The sequence below is a fragment of the Lelliottia nimipressuralis genome, from assembly GCF_004115925.1.
In the GTDB taxonomy this organism is placed as follows: Bacteria; Pseudomonadota; Gammaproteobacteria; order Enterobacterales; family Enterobacteriaceae; genus Enterobacter; species Enterobacter nimipressuralis.
Map to the genome: position 1 here is coordinate 135814 of NZ_SDDX01000019.1, position 22638 is coordinate 158451.

Genomic DNA, 22638 nt, shown 5'->3' on the forward strand with positions numbered 1-22638 from the left:
CCTGACGCCGGGCAAAAAAAAGCCCCTCAAATGAGGGGCTCTGGGAATAGGGTTATCAACGGGAAGAAAAACGGCAGGCCAGCGTCTGTTTTCAGACGCGGTATGACTGTATGTCGTACACGCTTGACCATGACTTCCTCCCGGCAAATTGTCGGGCATTATACTCAGCTCGATTTTCGGATCAAGCGATTAATGCACACTTTACTCAGTGCAAACGGTTCTATTTGAATATTAATGCGTTCTGAGTAAATAATTAATTTGCTTATGTACCAGCGCCGTGCGCTTTACTACGCGGGGCGCGACCCAGACAATACTGCTTCCGGCCACCACACCTAAAATTTCCGGTAACTGGTGATAATCCAGAATTCGCGCCACGGCGCGCCCGTATCCGGCGACGGTATGAATAAGGATAAATTCGCTATTGTGCTCCACGCTGACCACCATTTCGGAGATCGAACGGGCTGCATCCGGCGCAGGGCGCAACTGCGGATTCATCGAATAAATCTTTTGTCCTTTGGCATTTCGAATTTTTATGACACCAAGCAATTTCAGCAGCCGGGAGACGCTCGACTGGCTGATGCTGTCAAACCCCCGTTCCTGTAGGTCGCGGCGGATCTCTTCCTGAGAAAGATAGCTGTTTTCGCTGATCAGGCTCTGGCATACCGCGAGCTGAAGCTGTTCTTTTGGGGAGTATTCTCCATATTCCATCATCTGGTTCCCATCTCTGTTGCCAACAAAAAATGCCCGGTGGCGCAACGCTTACCGGGCCTACAAAAAGATTACCGCAGGCCGGATAAGCGCAGCGCCATCCGGCAAATCAGATAAGCGCACCCAGGCTCAACGCCACCATGATCACCACCGTCAAAATACCCAGCAGCGGGGCGACCCACTTGAGATAACGCACGTACGGTACGCGCGCGATCGCAAGACCCCCCATCACCACGGCGGACGTCGGTGTGACCAGATTGACAATCCCGGAGGCTGACTGGTACGCCGTCACGACCAGGTCGCGGTTGACGTTAGCGAAATCGGCAAGCGGTGCCATGATCGGCATCGTCAGAACGGCAAGGCCCGAGGAAGATGGCACCAGAAACGACAGCACCACTTCCAGCCAGTACATCACGTTGATAAACGCCACCGTTGACAGTCCGGTCACCAGGCCTTCGGCACTGTGCAAAATCGTGTGCGTAATCATGCCCTTATCCATGATGACTACGATACCGCGCGCAATACCAATAATCAGCGCGACGCCCAGCAAATCCCGCGCCCCGTTGATAAATGTTGATGTCAGCTCTTCTTCGCTCATGCGGGCGATCAGGCCGACGATAATGGCGCTGGCGAGGAAGACTGCGGAGATCTCTGCCATCCACCAGCCGAGCACCGCCACGCCGTAGATCATCACCGCGAAGGCGAGGGCGAAAATCACCAGAATCACTTTGCGCACCGGGGTAAATTCCAGCGACTGCTGGCCTTTATCGCCGAGGAAATGCGCACGGTTCTCAGCCTCTTTGTCGGCGACAATCGACAGGGACGGGTCCTGGCGCACCTTGCGGGCGTAACGCATTACCCACCACACGCAGATGATCCAGCCGATCGCCAGCAGGGCGACGCGCAGGGCGATCCCGTTGGTGAACGGAATGCCCGCGGCGTTGGCGGCGATGACCGTAGCGAAGGGGTTAATGGTTGAACCGAGCGTGCCGATCCCTGCGCCGAGCAGCACCGTGGAGGCGGCGACCACCGGGTCGAAACGGGCGGCCAGCATCACCGGCACTAACAGCGTGTAGAACGGCAGCGACTCTTCCGCCATGCCGTAAATGGTCCCACCGGCGGCGAACAGCGCCATCAGGATCGGGATCATCCACTCTTCGCGACCGCGCAGCCGGGTGGTGACGCGTTCGATCCCGGCGTCAATCGCCCCGGTTTTGGTGACGATCCCGAGAAAACCGCCGATGATCAGAATAAACAGCGCGACGTCGATCGCCCCCGCCTGGCCGGACTCAGGATCGTACAGCCCGGCGATCGGCGCCATCAGTACCGCAACGATCCCTTGCGGATGCGCGGCGACGTGTGCGTAGGTTCCGGCAATGGGCACTTCTTTGCCGAGGGCGGCATTCATTGCCATCTGGTACTGTCCGGCCGGAACAATCCAGCTCAGGGCGGCGACCACGGCGATCAGGAAAAAGAGAATGGTGTAAGCGGAAGGAAATTTGAACTTGCCCATGATGTTCTCCTTGCCCCGGCGCAGCCTGTGGCCGCGCCGGGCGGTGATTAGTCGCCGAGTGTCGCCACCATGACCGCTTTAATGGTGTGCATGCGGTTCTCTGCTTCGTCGAAGACGATAGAGTTCGGGGATTCGAAGACCTCTTCCGTCACCTCCAGCCCTTTCAGGCCGTACGCCATTTCGATTTCACGGCCCACTTTGGTGTGTTCGTTGTGGAACGCGGGCAGGCAGTGCATGAATTTCACGTTCGGATTGCCGGTGGCTTTCATGACGTCGCCGTTGATCTGATACGGTTTCATCAGGCTTACACGCTCTGCCCAGGCCTCTTTCGGTTCGCCCATCGACACCCACACGTCCGTATAGAGGAAATCGGTGCCGTGAACGCCCTCATTCACATCGTCCGTCAGAGTGATGCGTGCGCCGGTCTCTTTGGCGATGGCGCGGCACTGCTCGACCAGCCCGGCTTCCGGCCAGAAGGATTTCGGCGCCACCAGACGGATATCCATGCCCATCTTCGCCGCGCCGACCATCAGGGAGTTGCCCATGTTGTTCCGCGCGTCGCCCAGATAGGCGAAGCTCAGCTCCGGCAGGGTTTTGCCCGGCGCGTGTTCGAGCATGGTCATCAGATCGGCGAGGATTTGCGTCGGGTGGAATTCATCGGTCAGCCCGTTCCACACCGGCACGCCCGCGTATTCGCCCAGCTCTTCGACGATAGCCTGGCCGTAGCCGCGATACTCGATGCCGTCATACATGCGGCCCAGCACGCGGGCGGTGTCTTTCATCGACTCTTTGTGGCCAATCTGCGATCCGCTTGGGCCGAGGTAGGTGACCTGCGCACCCTGGTCAAAGGCGCCCACTTCAAAGGCGCAGCGCGTGCGGGTGGAGGTTTTTTCGAAGATCAGGGCGATGTTTTTGCCGACTAAGGTCTGCTTTTCGCGCCCGGCTTTTTTGGCGGCTTTCAGGTCGATGGCCAGATCGATCAGGTACTGGATTTCTGCCGGGGTGTAGTCCAGCAGTTTGAGGAAGTTGCGGTTTTTCAGGTTAATGGTCATGTGGCGATCCTTGTTAAATGTTGAGCTGTCTGGTGCCCTTCACCCGCCCCTCTCTTTGCGGGAGAGGGGAAATGCCAGGAGCAGGGTGAAGGGAAAAATAGGAATCAATTGCGAATCAACGTCCCCTTGTCGCCTGCCAGAATCGCGGCACCGTCGGCCAGCGCGCCGATCCCGGCGATACCGTTGCAGGCCTCGACAAATTCACGGCAAGCGGCAACTTTCGGCCCCATCGAACCGGCATCGAACTGCAGGGTTTTGAGCACCTCCGGAGAGACCTGCGCCAGCGGGCGTTGGGTCGGTTTGCCCCAGTCGAGGTACACCGCGTCGGCGTCCGTGAGGATCAGCAGCGCGTCAGCTTCAATCTGGCGGGCCAGCAGAGCGGCGGAGAGATCTTTGTCGATGACCGCTTCAATACCGCGATAGCCGTTGGCGTTCTCCACCACCGGGACGCCGCCGCCGCCGTTGCAAATCACCAGATGATCGCGCGCTATCAGGGCGGTAATGGCGTCGCTCTCAACGATGCGTTTCGGCTGTGGCGAGGGCACCACGCGGCGGAAGTAGCTGCCGTCGGCTTTAAACACCCAGCCTTTTTCTGCCCGCAGAGTGTTGGCCTGCTCTTCGCTGTACACCGGGCCGATGTATTTGGTCGGGTTGCGAAACGCCGGGTCGTTGCCATCGACTTCGACCTGCGTCAGCAGGACGCTCACCTCGCGCTGCGGCAGGTTGTTTTTCAGCGCTTGCTGGAGCATGTAGCCGATCATCCCCTGGCTTTCAGCCCCGAGAATGTCGAGCGGATAGGGCGTGACCTTGTCGTAGGCGCTGTTTTGCAGCGCCAGCAGCCCGACCTGCGGCCCGTTGCCGTGGACCAGCACCACGCGCCACTGGGCGGTGAGTCCGGCGATAGTGCGTGCCGCCAGCTCGATGTTCTGGCGCTGAATGTCCGCTTCCAGCGGTTCGCCGCGTTTGAGCAGCGCGTTACCGCCCAGCGCCACGACCAGAGTGGGTTTTCTTTCCATGATGGCTCCTTTAAATTCCGTCGCGTTCCAGCGGGCAGCTCATGCAGCGCGCACCGCCGCGACCGCGTCCGAGTTCGTCGCCCGGAATCGGCAGCACGGTGATCCCGGCTTTGTCGTATTTCTCGTTGGTCCAGATGTTGCGCTCGTAGCCAATCACCACGCCGGGACGAATGGTCAGCACGTTGTTGGCGTCGTTCCACTGCTCGCGTTCGGCTTCGAAAGCGTCGCCGCCGGTGGTGATCAGTCGTATCTGGTTAACGCCGAGGGCTTTTTCGAGGGCGTGGAGCAGGTCAGTTTCCTGGGTGCGCAGCAGGCCGCCGCGACCGTCCGGGGTGAGCGTCCAGCACTGGGCGTCTTTGCGCACCACTTCCGGGTAGACGGAGAAGGTGTCGACGTCGATGTGGGTCATGACCGTGTCGAGGTGCATACAGGAGCGGTGTTTCGGCAGCTCAACGGCAATCACGCGTTCTGCCTGGCGGTGTTTAAACAGGCTTTGGGCCAGGAATTCGACGCCCTGTGGAGTGGTGCGTTCAGACATGCCAATTAATACGGCGCCGCGACCAATCACTAATACGTCGCCGCCCTCTAATGTGGCGTGATCGTAATTAATATTTTCATCGCCAAAGTATTTAATAAAATCACCGTCGGCAAACGCCGGGTGCCAGCGATATATTGCGCGCAGATTATTGGTTTCACGCTGACGGGCCGGTTTTGCCATCGGGTTAATCGAAACACCGTTATAAATCCAGCACGAGGTGTCGCGCGTAAATAAATGGTTGGGCAGCGGCTTCATAATAAAATCATTGGCCGTATGGGTATCGACCACCATATTTTTAATCGAGGCCGGGATTTCGCCGTAGGTCAAACCCCCGCTCAGACGGCGGGCCAGTTCGCGATGGGACATATCCGCCAGCCAGCCGCGCACGTCGTTGGCGAAGGTGGGGCCGAGGCGATAGTCAGAGATTTGGGTGTCCAGCAGCCAGGCTTTTGCGTCTTTGTTATCAAGCGTTTGAGTGAGTAAATCGGTTAGCAGCAGGACTTCCACTCCCTGCTCGCGTAAGGTATTTGCGAAGATATCATGCTCTTCACCCGCCCGTTCGACGGACAAAACGTCATCGAACAACAGCTCCTGACAATTCGACGGCGTTAAGCGTTTCAGACTTAAATTCGGGCGATGCAACATAACGCTACGCAATTGACCAATTTCAGAACCGACGTAATGCTTTTCCATAATTATTCCTTTAACTGTTTTTTCAGAATAAAAAGGTCTGTGCTATGAATTGTTATTAATTCATAGCCCTTTAAGCTCAATTGATTTCAAGGCCCATAGTAGGCAGTTAAGAATTGTATTTTGTGATGTGGCTCACGTGAGATCGGATATTGTCGGCTTTGTTTTCTATTGCATGATTCGCGTCAGATTATGCTTAATTAAGTTATATTCAGGAATGAATCATTAAGCATAATTGGCTGGGGTTATTTGATATTGTTATTGTTATGTATAATGAAATAATCAGACATAAATAACTAACTGCATGATTTAAAAGGATAAAAATTTTCACTAAGAATGAATATGCACTTATCTCCGTTAACTATTTTTGTCCAAAGGTAAATTAATAAATAACTATCCAGATTATTTGAAATTAAACGGATTGATAAACTGTGACCCAACAAGGCGTTTTTTACTTAGCACCGCGAAATCAGTGGCTTATAAGAATCTACGCAAAGCCTCTGATCGTGGTTATGCATAATCGGTGCATAGTTGCCTGGCAGGGTTTAACAGGCGGATAACACATTTCCCGATAAACATGCGCTGGCGCAAAGAGGGTGTAAAAAGGGGTGGTATGGCAGAGAGAATTCTCGTATAAAAGTTGAAAATGAAACATTGTTTTATATTGAGGGTTTACTCATGATCGTTGGCAACATTCATCACCTCCAGTCCTGGCTGCCGGAAGAGCTGCGCCAGGCTATCGAACACGTCAAAGCGCACGTCACCGACGCTACCTCACTCGGCAAGCACGATATCGACGGTAACAACCTGTTTTATCTGGTCTCAGAAGACATGACGCAGCCGTTCGCCGAGCGCCGCGCGGAGTACCATGCCCGTTATCTGGACATTCAAATCATCATGAAAGGCCAGGAAGGGATGACGTTCAGCACGCTACCCCACGGCACGCCGGACACCGACTGGCTGGCGGATAAAGACATCGCGTTCCTGCCGGAAGGCGATCAGGAAAAAACCGTGGTGTTAAGCGAAGGGGATTTTGTGGTGTTTTACCCGGGCGAAGTGCATAAACCGCTGTGTGCGGTGGGCAGCCCGGCGCCGGTGCGTAAGGTCGTCGTGAAGATGCTGGTGGCTTAATTTCCCTCGCCCGGTGGCGCCTCGCTCACCGGGCTACAACTTTTATCCCTCGTTTCATCATTTCGTGATCCAGTCTAAAAAATCGCCCCTTACTGATTTTTCCCGGTTTACCTCTTTGCGCGTCGCGGCTTAGTATGAGAGTTAAATAAATGAACGCTGTTCTATAATGTAGAACAAACTGTATCAACAGGGAGATCACATGCAGCAGACCGTGCAGTTCTCGGGGATTATTCCTCCTGTCTCCACCCTTTTCACCGCCGAAGGCCAGCTCGATAAATCCAGCACCGCCGCGCTCATCGACGACATGATTCATGCGGGCGTCGACGGACTGTTCTTTTTAGGCAGCGGGGGCGAGTTTTCTCAGCTCAACGCCGACGAGCGTAAAGCGATTGCCGAATTTGCGATTGAGCATGTTAATCGCCGGGTGCCGGTGCTGATTGGCACCGGTGGAACCAATGCCCGGGAAACCATTGAACTCAGCCAGCATGCCCAGCGTGCGGGTGCTGATGGCATTGTGGTGATTAACCCTTATTACTGGAAAGTGTCAGAGCAGAATCTGATCCGCTTTTACCAGCAGGTGGCAGAAAGCGTGACGCTCCCGGTGATCCTCTATAACTTCCCGGCGCTGACCGGCCAGGACTTAACGCCCGCGCTGGTGAAAACGCTGGCCGATACGTGTGCCAATATTGTCGGTATCAAAGACACCATCGACTCTGTGGCCCATTTGCGCAGCATGATCCAGACCGTGAAAGGGGCGCATCCGCACTTCACTGTGCTCTGCGGGTATGACGATCACCTGTTCAATACTCTGCTGCTCGGCGGCGACGGGGCCATTTCGGCCAGCGGCAACTTTGCGCCGCAGGTCTCAGTCAAACTGCTGCAGGCGTTTCGCGACGGCGATCTGGCCCAGGCCGCGCAGTATCACCAGACGATGCTGCAAATCCCGCAGATGTATCAGCTCGATACGCCGTTTGTGAATGTGATCAAAGAGGCGATCTCTTTGTGCGGGCGGCCGGTTTCGACCTATGTGCTGCCGCCAGCCAGCCCGCTGGATGAGTCACGCAAGGCGCAGCTGAAATCGCTGTTGCAACAGCTGAAACTCTGCTGAACCGGAAGGATAAGATGGCGATAGAGACGATTTTTACCCCGCAGGATGATACATTTTATTCCGTTATCACCCATGCGGCCGGGCCGCAGGGCGCACTGCCGCTGACGCCGCAAATGCTGATGGAGTCGCCGAGTGGCAACCTGTTTGGTATGACGCAGAACGCGGGCATGGGCTGGGACGCCAATAAACTCACGGGTAAAGAGGTGCTGATTATCGGCACTCAGGGCGGGATTCGCGCGGGAGATGGCCGCCCGGTGGCGCTTGGGTATCACACCGGCCACTGGGAAATCGGCCTGCAAATGCAGGCGGCGGCAAAAGAGATCACCCGCAACGGGGGAATTCCGTTTGCGGCGTTTGTCAGCGATCCCTGCGACGGGCGCTCGCAAGGGACGCACGGGATGTTCGATTCTCTGCCGTACCGCAACGACGCCGCCATCGTTTTCCGCCGTCTTATTCGTTCGCTCCCCACGCGCAGGGCGGTGATTGGCGTCGCCACCTGTGACAAAGGCCTGCCCGCGACTATGATTGCACTCGCCTCCATGCACCATCTGCCGACCATTCTGGTGCCGGGTGGCGCGACGTTGCCGCCAACGTTCGGCGAAGATGCCGGAAAGGTGCAGACCATCGGCGCGCGCTACGCTAACCATGAACTCTCATTGCAGGAAGCCGCTGAACTGGGCTGCCGCGCCTGTGCTTCACCGGGCGGTGGCTGCCAGTTTTTAGGCACCGCCGGAACATCACAGGTAGTGGCCGAAGCGCTCGGGCTGGCGCTACCACACTCAGCGCTGGCTCCATCCGGGCAGGATGTGTGGCTGGAAATTTCGCGACAGTCGGCCCGCGCTGTGGCGCAGCTCGACGACCGCGGGATCACTACGCGCGATATCCTGACGGACAAAGCCATTGAAAACGCGATGGTGATCCACGCCGCGTTTGGGGGATCGACCAATCTGCTGCTGCATATTCCTGCGATCGCCCATGCGGCGGGTTGCACGATCCCGGATGTCGATCACTGGACGCGGATCAACCGCAGCGTGCCGCGCCTGGTGAGCGTGCTGCCGAACGGACCGGATTATCACCCGACCGTGCGCGCGTTCCTCGCGGGCGGCGTGCCGGAAGTGATGCTCCATCTGCGCGATCTCGGCCTGCTGCATCTGGATGCCATGACGGTGACGGGCCAGACGGTCGGTGAAAACCTCGACTGGTGGCAAGCCTCCGAGCGTCGCGAACGTTTCCGTCAGTGTTTGCGTGAGCAGGACGGTGTTGATCCTGATGATGTGATCCTGCCGCCGGAACGGGCCAAAGCCCGCGGGCTGACCTCCACCGTGGCCTTTCCGGTGGGGAATATCGCGCCGGAAGGATCGGTGATAAAAGCCACGGCGATCGATCCGTCGGTGGTGGGTGAGGACGGTGTGTATCGTCATACTGGCCGGGCGCGGGTATTTGTCTCCGAAGCGAGGGCAATCAAAGCCATCAAAAGCGGGGAGATCGTGCGCGGCGATATCATGGTCGTTATCGGCGGAGGCCCGTCCGGTACCGGAATGGAAGAGACTTACCAGTTAACCTCGGCGCTAAAACACGTCTCCTGGGGCAAGACCGTATCCCTGATCACCGACGCCCGTTTCTCCGGCGTATCGACCGGCGCCTGTTTTGGCCACGTAGCACCCGAAGCACTGGCCGGTGGGCCGATTGGCAAGCTGCGCGATAACGACATCATCGAGATCGAGGTGGACAGGCTTTCGTTAACTGGCCGGGTGAATTTCATCGGCACGGCGCAGCATCCGCTTACGCCGGAAGAGGGCGCTGCGGAGCTGGCGCGTCGGGCGCCGCACCCGGAGTTGCATGCCCACGATTTCTTGCCGGACGATACGCGGCTTTGGGCGGCGTTGCAGTCGGTGAGCGGCGGGACCTGGAAAGGCTGTATATATGATACCGATAAAATTATCGAGGTGATTAACGCCGGTAAAAAAGCACTCGGAATATAAAGCATAAAATAAATTTAACTGCCTGTGATGATAATTTGCGGGCGGTTTTATTGTGCCTGTAATATAGCAAAATTCAATAAATGGCTGTTTTCATAACGTATTAAAAATAAAAGCTAAAACTATTTTTTAATTTGTGGATATATAACGACGATTATCACAAAAGCAAAATATCATAATTCATAAATAAGATATGACCATTGCTGGTTAATCGATCATTTACTTACACTCAATTAACACGAAATAGTCCGATCAGCACACGAAAAAAGGGTGTATTCCTGACGATGCACCAGGTATTGCTTTTGCCTGGAACAGGTCCCTGACGTTTGCACTTTTTCACTTTCTGCGTTGGGGGTCATAATGCAATTAACCATGAAAGATAAAATTGGCTACGGGCTGGGTGATACCGCCTGTGGTTTTGTCTGGCAGGCCACGATGTTTTTGCTGGCCTATTTTTATACGGATGTGTTTGGTTTATCGGCGGGCATTATGGGGACGCTATTTTTAGTGTCGCGCATACTCGACGCCGTCACCGATCCGCTGATGGGGCTGCTGGTGGATCGCACCCGCACGCGTCACGGCCAGTTCCGCCCGTTCCTGCTCTGGGGCGCGATCCCGTTTGGCGTCGTCTGCATGCTGACCTTCTACACGCCGGACTTTTCCGCCAACGGTAAAATCATCTACGCCTGCGTGACCTACATTCTGCTGACGCTGGTCTACACCTTCGTGAACGTCCCTTACTGCGCCATGCCCGGAGTGATCACCGCCGATCCGAAAGAGCGTCATGCGCTCCAGTCGTGGCGTTTTTTCCTCGCCGCCGCGGGATCGCTGGCGATCAGTGGGATTGCGCTGCCGCTGGTGGGGATCATCGGTAAAGGTAACGAACAGCTGGGCTACTTTGGCGCGATGTGCGTGCTCGGCCTGAGCGGTGTGGTGCTGCTGTATGTCTGCTTCTTTACCACCAAAGAGCGTTATACCTTTGAGGTGCAGCCGGGTTCGTCGGTATCAAAAGATTTGAAGCTGCTGTGGGGCAACAGCCAGTGGCGGATTATGTGCGCGTTCAAAATGATGGCGACCTGCTCGAACGTGGTGCGCGGTGGGGCCACGCTCTATTTCGTGAAATACGTGATGGACCATCCGGAGATGGCCACGCAGTTCTTACTCTACGGCAGCATCGCCACCATGTTTGGCTCGCTCTGTTCATCCCGGCTGTTAGGCCGCTTCGACCGCGTGAAATCGTTCAAGTGGATTATCGTGGCGTACTCCCTGATCAGCCTGCTGATTTTCATCACGCCGGTGGCGTATATCGGCCTGATTTTCGCCCTCAATATCCTGTTCCTGTTTGTCTTTAACACCACCACGCCGCTGCAATGGCTGATGGCCTCCGACGTTGTCGATTATGAAGAGAGTCGCAGCGGCCGCCGTCTGGACGGGCTGGTGTTCTCTACCTATCTGTTCAGCCTGAAAATCGGCCTGGCGATTGGCGGCGCGGTGGTCGGCTGGATCCTCGCCTATGTCAATTACTCCGCCAGCAGCAGCGTGCAGCCCATCGAAGTGCTGACCACCATCAAAATCCTGTTCTGCGTGGTTCCGGTGGTGCTCTACGTCGGCATGTTCATCATGCTCTCGCTCTACAAACTCAGCGATGACCGCGTCGAGGCCATCAGCCAGCAACTGCTTAAACACCGTGCGGCGCAGGGCGAGGGTCTTCCCGCTGCGGCGACGGCGGCATCCCATTAAGAAGGAGACGCTATGTACACTATCACTAACCCGATTCTGAGCGGATTCAACCCGGACCCGTCCCTGTGCCGTCAGGGTGAGGATTATTACATTGCCACCTCGACCTTTGAGTGGTTCCCCGGCGTGCGGATTTATCACTCGCGCGATTTGAAAAACTGGTCGCTGGTGAGCACGCCGCTGGATCGTGTGTCGATGCTGGATATGAAAGGCAATCCTGATTCTGGCGGCATCTGGGCGCCGTGTCTGAGCTACGCCGACGGGCAGTTCTGGCTGCTGTACACGGACGTGAAAATCGTCGATTCACCGTGGAAAAATGGCAAAAATTTCCTCGTCACCGCGCCGTCCATCGAAGGGCCGTGGAGCGAGCCGATTCCGATGGGCAACGGTGGCTTTGATCCGTCGCTGTTCCACGATGACGATGGCCGCAAATATTACATTTACCGACCGTGGGGGCCTCGCCACCACAGCAATCCGCATAACACTATCGTGATGCAGGAGTATTTCCCGCAGACGCAGCGGCTTTCGCCGGAGCGCAAAACGCTGTTTACCGGCACACCGCTGTGCTACACGGAAGGGGCGCATCTCTATCGCAAGGAGGGCTGGTACTATCTGATGGTCGCGGAGGGGGGCACCAGCTACGAACATGCCGTGGTCGTGCTGAGATCCAAAAACATCGATGGCCCTTACGAGCTGCACCCCGAGGTGACGATGATGACCAGCTGGCATCTGCCGGAAAATCCGCTGCAAAAGAGCGGGCACGGATCGCTGCTGGAGACGCACACCGGCGAGTGGTATATGGCCTATCTGACCAGCCGACCGCAGCGTTTGCCGGGCGTGCCGCTGCTGGCCTCTGGCGGACGCGGCTACTGTTCGTTAGGGCGTGAAACCGGGATCGCACGCATCACCTGGCGTGACGGCTGGCCCTATGTCGAGGGCGGGAAACACGCGCAGGTCCACGTACCGGGGCCGCAGATGGCGGAGAGTCAAAGCGTGTCGACGGCAAACTGGCGCGATGATTTTGATACATCAGCGCTTAACCCGGAACTGCAAACCCTGCGCATTCCGTTCGACGATTCTCTCGGATCGCTGACGGCACGCCGGGGATTCCTGCGGCTGTATGGCAACGACTCCCTCAACTCGACCTTTACCCAGTCCACCGTGGCGCGGCGCTGGCAGCATTTCGCGTTTCGCGCCGAGACGCGCATGGAGTTTGCCCCGCGCCATTTCCAGCAAAGTGCTGGGTTAACCTGCTACTACAACAGCAAAAACTGGAGCTACTGCTTTGTCGATTACGAGGAAGGGAAGGGCAGGACGCTCAAGGTGATTCAGCTCGATCAGAACGTGCCGTCGTGGCCGCTGCACGAGCAGCCGATCCCCGTACCGGACGACGCGCAGGGCGTGTGGCTGCACGTTGACGTCGAGCATTTAGTCTATCGCTACAGCTATTCGTTTGACGGCGAGCAGTGGCAGACCGTGCCTGTCACCTATGACGCGTGGAAACTGTCGGATGATTACATCGGCGGCCGTGGGTTCTTTACGGGGGCGTTTGTCGGACTGCACTGTGAAGACATCAGCGGCGATGGCTGTTTTGCCGATTTTGATTACTTCAGCTATACGCCTGCCACCGCGTGACGCTTCAGGCCGGGTAGCCCAGCGCTTTTGAGAGCTGCAGCCCGGCCTCTTCCAGCATTCCCCGGAAGCGGGAGAACGCGTCATCATCGACCCGCGAGGTTAAGGTCGAAAGGCTCAGCGCCGCAATCACGCGGGATTCATGATTCCACACCGGCACCGAGACGCAGCGCACACCCTGTTCGTTCTCTTCGCTATCGAGGGCGTAACCCTGGGCGCGGGTTTGCGCCAGCGCTGCCAGCAGCGCCTCGCGCGAGGTTATCGTCGCCGGGGTGAAAGAGGTGTACTGATAGCCGTCGAGCAGGGCGTTGAGGTCGGTATCGTTGAGCCAGGCGATCAACACTTTCCCGATGGCAGTCGCATGGACAGGAAGACGACGGCCAATGCGTGAATAGGCAATGGCTGCCAGCTTACCTTCGATCTTCTCGATATAGACGCCTTCGCGCCCGTCGAGAATGCCCAGATGGGTGGTCTGCCCGGTGCGCTGCGACAGATCCGTCAGCCAGCCCTTCGCCTTCTGGCGAATATCCATCGAGCTCACCACAAAATGGCCGCGCTCCACCAGTTTCATGCCGAGACAATATTTGCCATTTTCCGGATTCTGATCGATATAGCCGTGCAGCTGGAGCGTTTTGAGCAGCGAGTGAAGCGTGCTTTTGCTCAAACCCATCTGTTTACTGATGTCAGTGATCTTCAGCTCCGTCGCCTGTTCATTAAACAGGTCGAGGATCTGCAAGGCACGTTCAACAGACTGAATAATAGGCATAATTAAGGACCGTCCACGCTGGAGTTCAGGTGAAAAAGTACCTTTTTTTCGCTGAAAAATCAATCGAATGGCGGTAAAAGCAAAACGGCAACCCCAGGTCGCCGTTTTTGCTGTTGATTCTTTCTGCCGTGTGGAGAAAGCGAGAGTGAAGGCTTACTCCGCAAGTGTCGCCACCATGACGGCTTTAATGGTATGCATCCGGTTTTCCGCCTGGTCAAAGACGATGCTCGCCGCGGACTCAAACACTTTGTCGGTCACTTCCATTCCGCCGTGCAGATCGAACTCTTTCGCCATCTGCTTGCCGAGGGTCGTTTGATCGTCATGGAACGCCGGCAGACAGTGCAGGAACTTGACGTTCGGATTGCCCGTCAGGGCCAACATTTCGCAATTCACCTGATAGTTACGCAGCAGTGCGATACGCTCCGCCCACTTCTCTTTTGGCTCGCCCATCGACACCCAGACGTCCGTATAGATGAAGTCCGCGCCTTTCACCCCGGCGATCACATCTTCCGTCAGGGTGATTTTGCCGCCATTCTGCACCGCCAGCGCGCTGCACTCCGCCACCAGGCTCTCATCCGGCCAGCAGGCTTTAGGCGCGACCAGACGCAGATCCAGCCCGACCAGCGCCGCCGCTTCCAGCATTGAGTTGCCCATGTTGTTGCGCGCATCGCCCGCATACACCAGCGTCATCTGGTTAAACGCTTTGCCCGGCAGGTGCTCCTGCATGGTCAGCAAATCCGCCAGCAGCTGGGTAGGATGGAACTCGTTGGTCAGCCCGTTCCATACCGGCACACCGGCATATTCCGCCAGGGTTTCGACCACCTCCTGGCCGTGGCCGCGATACTGAATTCCGTCGTACATCCGCCCGAGTACGCGGGCCGTATCCTTAATTGACTCTTTATGCCCAATCTGGCTGCCGCTCGGGCCGAGATAAGTGACGCGCGCGCCCTGGTCAAATGCGGCAACTTCGAAAGAGCATCGTGTACGGGTTGAGTCTTTTTCGAAGATGAGCGCGATGTTTTTGCCAGTAAGCGACTGAACTTCAGTGTTATTTTTTTTATCCGCTTTAAGCTTTGCCGCGAGCGTCAGCAAAGAGTTGAGCTGTGCAGGCGTAAAATCGAGCAATTTCAGGAAGTGCTTTTTATACAGTTCAGACATGTTATCCTCACATGGCAAAGGCCACTTATTGAATTAAAATTCACTTTATATGTATGAATATTCATTTGCAACCCTGTTTAACAATTCTTTCTTACATTAGGTGGAGGCAAACACGTCCGTGTGTGAAAATAGAAGTATCTGCCGAACTTAAAGAGGAACGAGCCATGGCAAACCCAGAACTGCTGGAAGAGCAACGCGAAGAGACGCGCCTGATCATTGAAGAGCTGCTGGAAGACGGCAGCGATCCGGACGCGCTGTACACCATCGAGCACCATTTCTCTGCAGATGACTTTGAATCGCTGGAGAAACTGGCGGTAGAAGCGTTCAAAATGGGTTACGAAGTGACCGAGCCGGAAGAGCTGGAAGTGGAAGAGGGCGAAACCGTCATCTGCTGCGACATCCTGAGCGAAGGGGCGCTGAAAGCAGAGCTGATCGATGCGCAGGTTGAGCAGTTGATGGATCTGGCCGAGAAGTTTGAAGTGGAATACGACGGCTGGGGAACCTACTACGAAGATCCAAACGGCGAAGACGGCGATGACGAAGACGATGAAGATTTCGTCGACGAAGATGACGACGGCGTGCGCCACTAATTAATAAAATACACAAAATCATTCACGCTGCGTCGAGGCGGCAACCGAGTGAGTCCCAGCGAGCTTACACAGGTAAGTGACCTGGGGGAACGAGGGCAGCCAACGAAGAGGTAGCGTGAAGGATGAAGTGTATTGCGGCAGCTTCGGCTGCCGCTTTGTAAGGTTTCATCATGGACTACCCGCAGATACTCACCCCCGTTCTTAACTTCCTCCACTGCCCGACCCCGCAAGCATGGATTGATAAAGCCCGCGATCCGGCAAACCTGCCGCTCCTGCTCACCGACCACATGGTGTGCGAACTCAAAGCCGCCCAGACTGCGCTTTTGCTGGTGCGTAAATATGTCGCTGACAAAAGTGGGGCCGACGCGCTGCTCGACTGGCTCAAACCCTACGCAGCCTTCACCTTCCGCGAAGGGCCAGAACCGGATTTTATCGCCCTGCACAAGCAGATTAGTAAAAGCGTGATGCCCAAAACCGACGACCCGTGGGGTCAGGCGCTGATCGACAGTATGGTGCTGCTGATAAAAGAAGAGCTGCACCACTTCTGGCAGGTGCGTGAGGCGATGCTGGCGCGCAATATTCCGTACGTCAAAATCACCGCCAGCCGCTACGCCAAAGGGATGCTGAAGGAAGTGCGCACTCACGAACCGCTGACGCTGATAGACAAGCTGATTTGCGGTGCGTACATCGAAGCGCGCTCTTGCGAGCGTTTCGCCGCGCTGGCGCCATTACTCGACGACGACCTGCAGAAGTTCTATCTGTCGCTGCTGCGCTCGGAAGCACGCCATTACCAGGACTATCTGACACTTGCTCAACAGGTAAGCGACAACGATATCTCTTCACGCGTACAGCTTTTTGGTGAAATTGAAGCCACACTTATCCTGACACCGGACAGTGAGTTTCGTTTTCATAGCGGCGTGCCGGTGTAATCCGACAGATCAAAAGGATGCGAGACGATGAAGAGAGCCTGGAAACCGATTGTGATTGTTGCCGTACTGGCCGCTGCCGTGGCGTGCTGGGTCTATTACGATAAACAACGCCTGCAACAAAACCCCGAACAGCAACTCGACACCACGCTCAACAGTATGCCTGCCTGGCAGGTGCTGAAGGAGCAAGAACCCGCATTCCAGCAGCGCATCCGTGAACAGATCCTCGCGATGCAAAAAGAGGGGGATTCCGAGCAACAGATCATCGACGTGATTCAGCCGCAGATCCTGCACCTGCAGATGTCGCGCCTGCAGACCGCGCCGGACGCGAACGTGGTGGATTATATGAAGGCGAATATGGAACAGACCGCCGCCATTCAGAAGGTGAGCGACGACGCCTGTTTCCGCTTTCTCTACCCGGACGTAAAGGGCGGCATTAACCCGATGCGAGTGCTGGATAATCCGATGATGCAGCGCCGCATGCAGGCCGACGCCGACATGATGCGCGCCGCCTACGGCAAAAACCGCCACACCGTGACGGCGCAGGAGCGCGACACCGCCGTCGCCGACGTGCGCCCGATCATGAAAGAGTTGGCCGCGAAGTACGGCGAGGATATTCAGCTGTTGCAGATGCCGGACAAGGCGACGGGGAAAGAGAAGTTGTCGTGCGATATGGTGCAGGAGATGTGGGCTAAAGTGCTGCAACTGCCTGAAAGCCATGCCGCCGGCGTGATTCGGCTGGCCGTTTCCGAGCTGGAGTGACGATGGGCGCTGGTTTTTTGGGCACTTAGCGCGGGTTTAGCGCGTCGTCGCTTGCATGGCGGCGCGCGACAGGTATAATCCACAACGTTTCCGCATCCCCTTCAGTGCCGAAGTGGCGAAATCGGTAGACGCAGTTGATTCAAAATCAACCGTAGAAATACGTGCCGGTTCGAGTCCGGCCTTCGGCACCATCGGAACATTAATAGACGTCAACGGACGTCTTTTTTTGTACCTGAAATTCAGTATTTACCCTTCATTCCAGCTATATTAACTCTCTCAAGGTCAACCGACTTCAACGTACATCTACCAACAGATGTTGGTATAGATGATGGTATTTCCGGTTCGATAATGCTTGTACCAACAGGGAGGGGATAAGCATGGCCCTAACAGATATCAAAGTCAGATCAGCCAAGCCAACGGATAAGCAATACAAACTGACCGATGGCAACGGTATGCATCTTCTCGTCCACCCAAATGGTTCAAAATATTGGCGTTTGCAATATCGCTTTGGCGGAAAGCAAAAGATGCTGGCTCTGGGTGTTTATCCTGATGTGTCACTCGCTGATGCAAGGGCTCGTCGTGATGAGGCTCGTAAGCTTTTGGCAAACAGCATCGATCCGGGAGATAAAAAGAAAAATGATAAGGTTGAGCAGGAAGAAGCACGTACTTTCGAACAACTTGCTATTGAGTGGCATGCCACAAATAAAAAGTGGTCGGAAGAACATAGCCGACGAGTACTGAAAAGTCTGGAGGATAATCTCTTCCCTGCCATCGGTAAGCGAAATATTGCTGATCTTAAAACTAGAGACCTGCTAGTCCCAATCAAAGCGGTAGAGTTGTCGGGGCGACTTGAGGTGGCATCCCGTCTACAGCAGCGCACTACTGCAATTATGAGATATGCCGTTCAGAGTGGTTTACTTGATTACAATCCCGCACAGGAAATGGTTGGTGCTGTTGCTTCAAGTAACAGGCAGCATAGACCTGCATTGGAGTTGAAACGCACCCCCGAACTGCTTCAGCGCATTGACAGCTATACGGGTAGACCTTTGACCCGCCTTGCCGTTGAGCTAACCCTCCTTGTATTTATTCGTTCAAGTGAACTGCGTTTTGCTCGTTGGTCTGAGATCGATTTTGAAACATCGATGTGGACGATCCCAGCAGAGCGAGAAGCTATTGAAGGGGTGAAGCACTCCCAGCGTGGTTCAAAAATGCGTACGCCTCATTTGGTGCCGTTATCTCGTCAGGCGTTAGCAATCCTTAAACAGGTACACAAACTTAGTGGCGATCGCGATTTTGTTTTCATTGGCGATCACGACCATCGCAAACCGATGAGTGAGAACACGGTGAACAAGGCCCTGCGCGTTATGGGTTATGACACCAAGGTAGAGGTTTGTGGGCATGGTTTCAGGACAATGGCCTGTAGTTCATTGATTGAGTCTGGATTGTGGTCGAGGGATGCAGTGGAACGGCAGATGAGTCATATGGAACGTAACTCAGTACGTGCAGCTTACATTCATAAGGCCGAACATCTTGATGAGCGGCGACTGATGCTGCAGTGGTGGGCTGATTTTCTGGATGTTAATCGGGAAGGGGTAGTGAGTCCGTTTGATTTTGCGAAAATTAATTCAGGGAAATAGATAAGCCTTATTGAGTATAGTATTTGCAACATACGACATAGTGTTGCTGGCGATCTATCTCCAAGAGGACCTTTGATAAAAAATGTCAGTAAAGCAGACATCTGAGCATGAGGATGGTTGGATGTCTGCTTTAAGCTTCACTGAATTGATTAACCAATACTCAATTTCATCTATTTACATACTTCAGGAAGCATGCTTTTAATTGGCGTGTTTTTGTGTAACTGTTTCCACGAAAATAATATCATCATCTTAATATATTTTCTCGATGCCATTTTAAATAGTGATGATGCTGTTCCGAGAATGGTGGGATATTTTCAGGTAGGTTTAGTTGTGTTTTAACTTCAAAATCAAGTTCGGTGCTAATTAAGATGTGCCCATTATTATTAAATGACAGCCATCCTTGGTCAAAAAGAGCATCAATATGAGCTGCCAACATTATTCCATTATAAGGATCCAGTCGCTCATGACCATTCTGGCACGCGGCCCAAGGCTTAATATGGCTAGCCCTTAATAGTGGTTGAAAAGAAATACCTGTTATAGGGCAGGCAGGGAACAGTTTAAGGCATTTTTTCCTGAATTCACCTTGTCCAAGCCTTGAAGCGACTAATCGTTCTTTCATCGTTTCATCCAGACTTTTATCTTGTTGAATAGGTAAGATATCAGCCAGTTCTTGTTCTGAAGAGGTTATCGACAGCCAAGATAAAATTTTTTGTTCAATAAGTGACTCTGGTAGTTTGTTCATTTTGTTCATAACAATCTGAGCAGACAACGGGAGCTCGCCAGGAGAACCATCAGCATTCCGCCAGCCTGTGCGAACATCACTTAGCCAAGAATCAAAACGATCACGGTGGTTTTTTAGACTGTTATAAAATTCAATTCTCGTCTTACCTGCACCAAATGTTGAATAAAATAGTGATATTGCTGCTTTCCATGTATCAACACCCAGAGCTTCAGGAGGCTTTTTTTTTCCATACTTAGCGAGATACCAAGCTACTTCTAATAGTCCATTTTCAGATGCATTCAATTTTTTATCCTTAGTACGAAGATTCATTTTTATATCAAGCTGAATAAATTAAATCAGACTAATGATATTTGTGTTTATAAGAGAGTACAGATGATCACTAAGTGCTTCTGGAATCCCTCCGCCTGTAATAAGTACTCCTGCTTCAATGTTTCTCTCCATGGCATACCCAGTTAGATTTGCGCTTGTAATAAAACAAGTGTGACCATCGGCAACAATTACTTTCGCATGCACGCGACCTTCTGAAAATTCATTGTTTTTATTATTCCAGGCGTAAATATGTGCGCCAGGTATAAGCGTCTGCATCTTACCGATGATATCAATATTGATACTGCCACCATGCTCTTGTGAAGATTCCAGCAACATTGTAATGGTAACGCCACGCTTTATAGCCATATTCAATTCATTCACAATACTCGACACATCATAGGCAACAAAGCTGGTAATAAATAAAGACTGTTTTGCCGCATTGATTATTTGTAGCAGCACTTGCTCTGTACGGCGAACAGATACAAAAGGTGTTGTTGGACCAGTCCATACAAGTTCAGTACTTTGCTCAGAGCTAACTTTAAAGTAAACATGGCTTGCAGCAAGAAGCATAGATGCTAGTTCATCTGAACTGACCATGGTGTTTCGCCATGCAATTGCTAGTCTCTCAATAGCTTTACTTGCCTTGGGAGTTCCTACTGCACCTGGCAGTACCAGCAGAGCCTTGCAGGCTTCAGTCCGTCGAATTCGGCCAGCGATCGCTTGTATCTTTTCAGGAGAAACCAGACAAACTAGCTCGGCAACAGCATCTAAGAGTTCATCCATGTTAAAAACCCTTAAAAAATGCAGCGTGAATACGCTCAAGTGTTGGTACTAATAGCGATCGATCCAAATAGCGATTGCCTTGCTCACAAGAGGTTTCTGCTACCAGAGTACATGCATGGCAGGCTGCGGCATGTAATGACCGATCTTTCTCCGGGTTATGTTCAGAACATAGTGGGTCAGAAGAACAGATCTTAGAACGATTTAATGCTTGTACCAGCAGGCGACCAAGATTCTCTGGTTTACCAAGATCTACAAGACCACCCAGTGTGCCATCAGAATCAGCTGCTGCCGTGTAGATCAAGATACCAGCTTGTGGACTGCCGTTTGATGTATCAGCATAGATACGTTCGCGAATACTTGCTGCGTTGTATCCACATTCCAGGGCTAGTTCACGGATCAACAAATGAGATAGGGTATGCAGCATGGCATATCGGATACCTGGGTAATCTTCATTCGGATCGAGATTACGAGAGTTACGCCAACCGGTATGCCCACCACGAAGCATCTTGTCTACTTGCTTGACGGCATCCAGTGATTCCCAATCTACAAGAGCTTTTTCATCGAATTGGATGAAAATACCTTCCCCATGCACCTGGTTAGCTGGCACCCATTCAGGTTTATTGCGTGCCAAGCTAGCCATCTGAGGACGTTCATTTATCTCTCCAGATCCTTCTGGTGCCTCTACTCTAGTAAAACCAAGCAGAGCATTAACCTCTCGTAGTCGTTCAAGTAGTAATACACGGCTGATGTACGGTATGAATTGTGCTGGGGTTCCGATCTTCTTACTCATGAAGTGTGGATAATCCGTGGGAGGGTTGGCCTCTGTCAGCACTTCCCATTCTGGACCTTTGATATCGGCTTCACCGACATATTCGCTATCGCCACCAGAACGATGCATTTCGATGGCTGACCAGATGTCTGACACGCTATATTTGTCGATTCCAGGGAGACCGCCAGTTAACTTGAGTGTCTGCACAACGATGGGAACCATGACTTCAGCTGTAATTGCTTCAAAGAACGGCCATCCATCTTGAATCAACTGACTGAGAGGATTTTTTGTTTGGGGTATGGCCAATGCAGAAAGCGTTATCGGAAACCAGCTGTTTGTGGCTCCTAGCAGTACTGCCCGTGGTTCTTCACCGCAGTCAATGTCGAATTGATCCAAATGTGGGTGGCGACCTCGACAAGCTGGAAGATTTTCTTTACCGGCTTTGCCGAAGGCATGGGCCATGCTTCGTGATGCCTCACAGCTATCACACCGTACCCACAGGTTTTCGGTTTGTAAGGATGCACCGCTCTCAAAGAAGCGCAGTGTCCCTTTGCATGTACTATTGCCACCATGGACAAAGTAGTGCCAAGGAAAGTCATCTAGGTGACCGTCACGACAGGCAAGCAGAAAACGTGCAGGAACAGCATCAGCATCCTTAGCAAGTAAATTCCTTTTAGAACCTGTACAGCCTTTGTGAACAAAGCGAGTTCGTTCGGCCCTGAATCGATCCTCTCTGATCTCAAGCAGACCATCATCAAAGGGCGACAACAAACCACACTTTACACAGCGCATCCAGCGAGGAAATGGACGAACAGGTACACCTATGTTGGCCTCGGCTGACCAGGGGTCAACGAGCTCGCTTTTCTGAAAGGGCGGCATTCTCAAATTTTCGACTTGTGATCCTAATACCTTCCGAACAGCAGCAAGAAGCCGGGCCTCTTGAATTGGCTGGCAGCGATCTCGCTCCCACTGGTCAATACCTAGTGTCACTACAGATAGGCTCGGTAGATCGATTAGCGCGCCAGGCCCATAAGTCCATAGCAACTGGCTTGGGCGTACTTCGCCGACTGGAGTTTTGTTATTGATGATCAT

At 53.8% G+C, this 22638-nt stretch carries 21 protein-coding genes and 1 tRNA gene; 10 read left to right on the forward strand and 12 right to left on the reverse strand.

Annotated features, from left to right (window positions below; genetic code table 11):
* Positions 1-26: 26 nt before the first annotated feature.
* The 6 genes from ETG88_RS15410 to arcA all read right to left on the reverse strand — a co-directional run bounded on the left by ETG88_RS15410 (position 27) and on the right by arcA (position 5520).
* Positions 27-131: a pyrBI operon leader peptide gene (locus ETG88_RS15410; protein WP_095280562.1), complete on the reverse strand. Its 105-nt coding sequence runs from the start codon at positions 129-131 to the stop codon at positions 27-29.
* Positions 132-231: 100 nt separating this feature from the next.
* On the reverse strand, positions 232-711 hold the full coding sequence (locus ETG88_RS15420; protein WP_095280563.1) for an arginine repressor: 480 nt from the start codon (positions 709-711) through the stop codon (positions 232-234).
* 106 nt (positions 712-817) lie between these two features.
* A complete protein-coding gene (locus ETG88_RS15425; RefSeq protein WP_100777815.1) occupies positions 818-2221 on the reverse strand; it encodes a YfcC family protein in 1404 nt (467 codons plus the stop codon).
* 47 nt (positions 2222-2268) lie between these two features.
* Complete coding sequence (argF, locus tag ETG88_RS15430) at positions 2269-3273, reverse strand: ornithine carbamoyltransferase (RefSeq protein WP_100777814.1); 1005 nt, start codon at positions 3271-3273, stop codon at positions 2269-2271.
* A gap of 104 nt (positions 3274-3377) precedes the next feature.
* Complete coding sequence (arcC, locus tag ETG88_RS15435; RefSeq protein ID WP_100777813.1) at positions 3378-4289, reverse strand: carbamate kinase; 912 nt, start codon at positions 4287-4289, stop codon at positions 3378-3380.
* A gap of 10 nt (positions 4290-4299) precedes the next feature.
* The gene (gene arcA, locus ETG88_RS15440) at positions 4300-5520 is read right to left on the reverse strand and encodes an arginine deiminase (protein ID WP_100777812.1); all 1221 of its coding nucleotides are present in this window, start codon (positions 5518-5520) and stop codon (positions 4300-4302) included.
* Between the two features lie 675 nt (positions 5521-6195).
* Between arcA and ETG88_RS15450 the strand changes: the two genes are divergently transcribed.
* The 5 genes from ETG88_RS15450 to ETG88_RS15470 all read left to right on the forward strand — a co-directional run bounded on the left by ETG88_RS15450 (position 6196) and on the right by ETG88_RS15470 (position 13107).
* Positions 6196-6648 (forward strand): YhcH/YjgK/YiaL family protein, encoded by a 453-nt coding sequence (locus ETG88_RS15450; RefSeq protein WP_129035717.1) that lies wholly within the window; start codon positions 6196-6198, stop codon positions 6646-6648.
* Positions 6649-6847: 199 nt separating this feature from the next.
* Positions 6848-7756 (forward strand): dihydrodipicolinate synthase family protein, encoded by a 909-nt coding sequence (locus tag ETG88_RS15455; RefSeq protein WP_129035718.1) that lies wholly within the window; start codon positions 6848-6850, stop codon positions 7754-7756.
* A 14-nt stretch (positions 7757-7770) separates the two neighbouring features.
* Complete coding sequence (locus ETG88_RS15460; RefSeq protein WP_129035719.1) at positions 7771-9738, forward strand: YjhG/YagF family D-xylonate dehydratase; 1968 nt, start codon at positions 7771-7773, stop codon at positions 9736-9738.
* A gap of 354 nt (positions 9739-10092) precedes the next feature.
* The gene (locus ETG88_RS15465; protein WP_129035772.1) at positions 10093-11475 is read left to right on the forward strand and encodes a glycoside-pentoside-hexuronide (GPH):cation symporter; all 1383 of its coding nucleotides are present in this window, start codon (positions 10093-10095) and stop codon (positions 11473-11475) included.
* Positions 11476-11487: 12 nt separating this feature from the next.
* A complete protein-coding gene (locus ETG88_RS15470; protein ID WP_129035720.1) occupies positions 11488-13107 on the forward strand; it encodes a glycoside hydrolase family 43 protein in 1620 nt (539 codons plus the stop codon).
* A gap of 4 nt (positions 13108-13111) precedes the next feature.
* Here ETG88_RS15470 and ETG88_RS15475 read toward each other — a convergent pair whose 3' ends face one another.
* The 3 genes from ETG88_RS15475 to argL all read right to left on the reverse strand — a co-directional run bounded on the left by ETG88_RS15475 (position 13112) and on the right by argL (position 15093).
* On the reverse strand, positions 13112-13870 hold the full coding sequence (locus ETG88_RS15475; protein WP_129035721.1) for an IclR family transcriptional regulator: 759 nt from the start codon (positions 13868-13870) through the stop codon (positions 13112-13114).
* Between the two features lie 153 nt (positions 13871-14023).
* On the reverse strand, positions 14024-15028 hold the full coding sequence (argF, locus tag ETG88_RS15480) for an ornithine carbamoyltransferase (protein WP_129035722.1): 1005 nt from the start codon (positions 15026-15028) through the stop codon (positions 14024-14026).
* Positions 14998-15093 carry a putative translational regulatory protein ArgL gene (gene argL, locus ETG88_RS22645; RefSeq protein ID WP_228483316.1) on the reverse strand — a complete coding sequence of 32 codons (96 nt, stop codon included), beginning with the start codon at positions 15091-15093 and terminating at the stop codon, positions 14998-15000. Before argL ends, argF (ETG88_RS15480) begins: the two co-directional genes overlap by 31 nt.
* A gap of 99 nt (positions 15094-15192) precedes the next feature.
* Here argL and rraB point away from each other — a divergent pair, with 99 nt between their 5' ends.
* The 5 genes from rraB (at position 15193) to ETG88_RS15505 (ending at position 18943) form a co-directional block, all read left to right on the forward strand.
* On the forward strand, positions 15193-15618 hold the full coding sequence (rraB, locus tag ETG88_RS15485) for a ribonuclease E inhibitor RraB (RefSeq protein WP_100777805.1): 426 nt from the start codon (positions 15193-15195) through the stop codon (positions 15616-15618).
* 170 nt (positions 15619-15788) lie between these two features.
* Positions 15789-16547 carry a tRNA isopentenyl-2-thiomethyl-A-37 hydroxylase MiaE gene (gene miaE / locus ETG88_RS15490; RefSeq protein ID WP_129035723.1) on the forward strand — a complete coding sequence of 253 codons (759 nt, stop codon included), beginning with the start codon at positions 15789-15791 and terminating at the stop codon, positions 16545-16547.
* Between the two features lie 27 nt (positions 16548-16574).
* Positions 16575-17306, forward strand: a complete 732-nt coding sequence (locus ETG88_RS15495; RefSeq protein WP_129035724.1) for a topoisomerase II — start codon at positions 16575-16577, stop codon at positions 17304-17306.
* Between the two features lie 106 nt (positions 17307-17412).
* Positions 17413-17497: transfer RNA gene (locus ETG88_RS15500), tRNA-Leu, on the forward strand.
* Positions 17498-17683: 186 nt separating this feature from the next.
* Positions 17684-18943: a tyrosine-type recombinase/integrase gene (locus ETG88_RS15505; protein ID WP_129035725.1), complete on the forward strand. Its 1260-nt coding sequence runs from the start codon at positions 17684-17686 to the stop codon at positions 18941-18943.
* Positions 18944-19187: 244 nt separating this feature from the next.
* Here the strand turns inward: ETG88_RS15505 and ETG88_RS15510 are convergent, their stop codons facing one another.
* The 3 genes from ETG88_RS15510 to drmB are packed head-to-tail and all read right to left on the reverse strand — an operon-like array spanning position 19188 to position 22638.
* Positions 19188-19967, reverse strand: a complete 780-nt coding sequence (locus ETG88_RS15510) for an HNH endonuclease (protein ID WP_164971806.1) — start codon at positions 19965-19967, stop codon at positions 19188-19190.
* A 48-nt stretch (positions 19968-20015) separates the two neighbouring features.
* Positions 20016-20777: a DISARM system phospholipase D-like protein DrmC gene (gene drmC, locus ETG88_RS15515; RefSeq protein WP_129035726.1), complete on the reverse strand. Its 762-nt coding sequence runs from the start codon at positions 20775-20777 to the stop codon at positions 20016-20018.
* Between the two features lies 1 nt (position 20778).
* Complete coding sequence (gene drmB / locus ETG88_RS15520; RefSeq protein ID WP_129035727.1) at positions 20779-22638, reverse strand: DUF1998 domain-containing protein; 1860 nt, start codon at positions 22636-22638, stop codon at positions 20779-20781.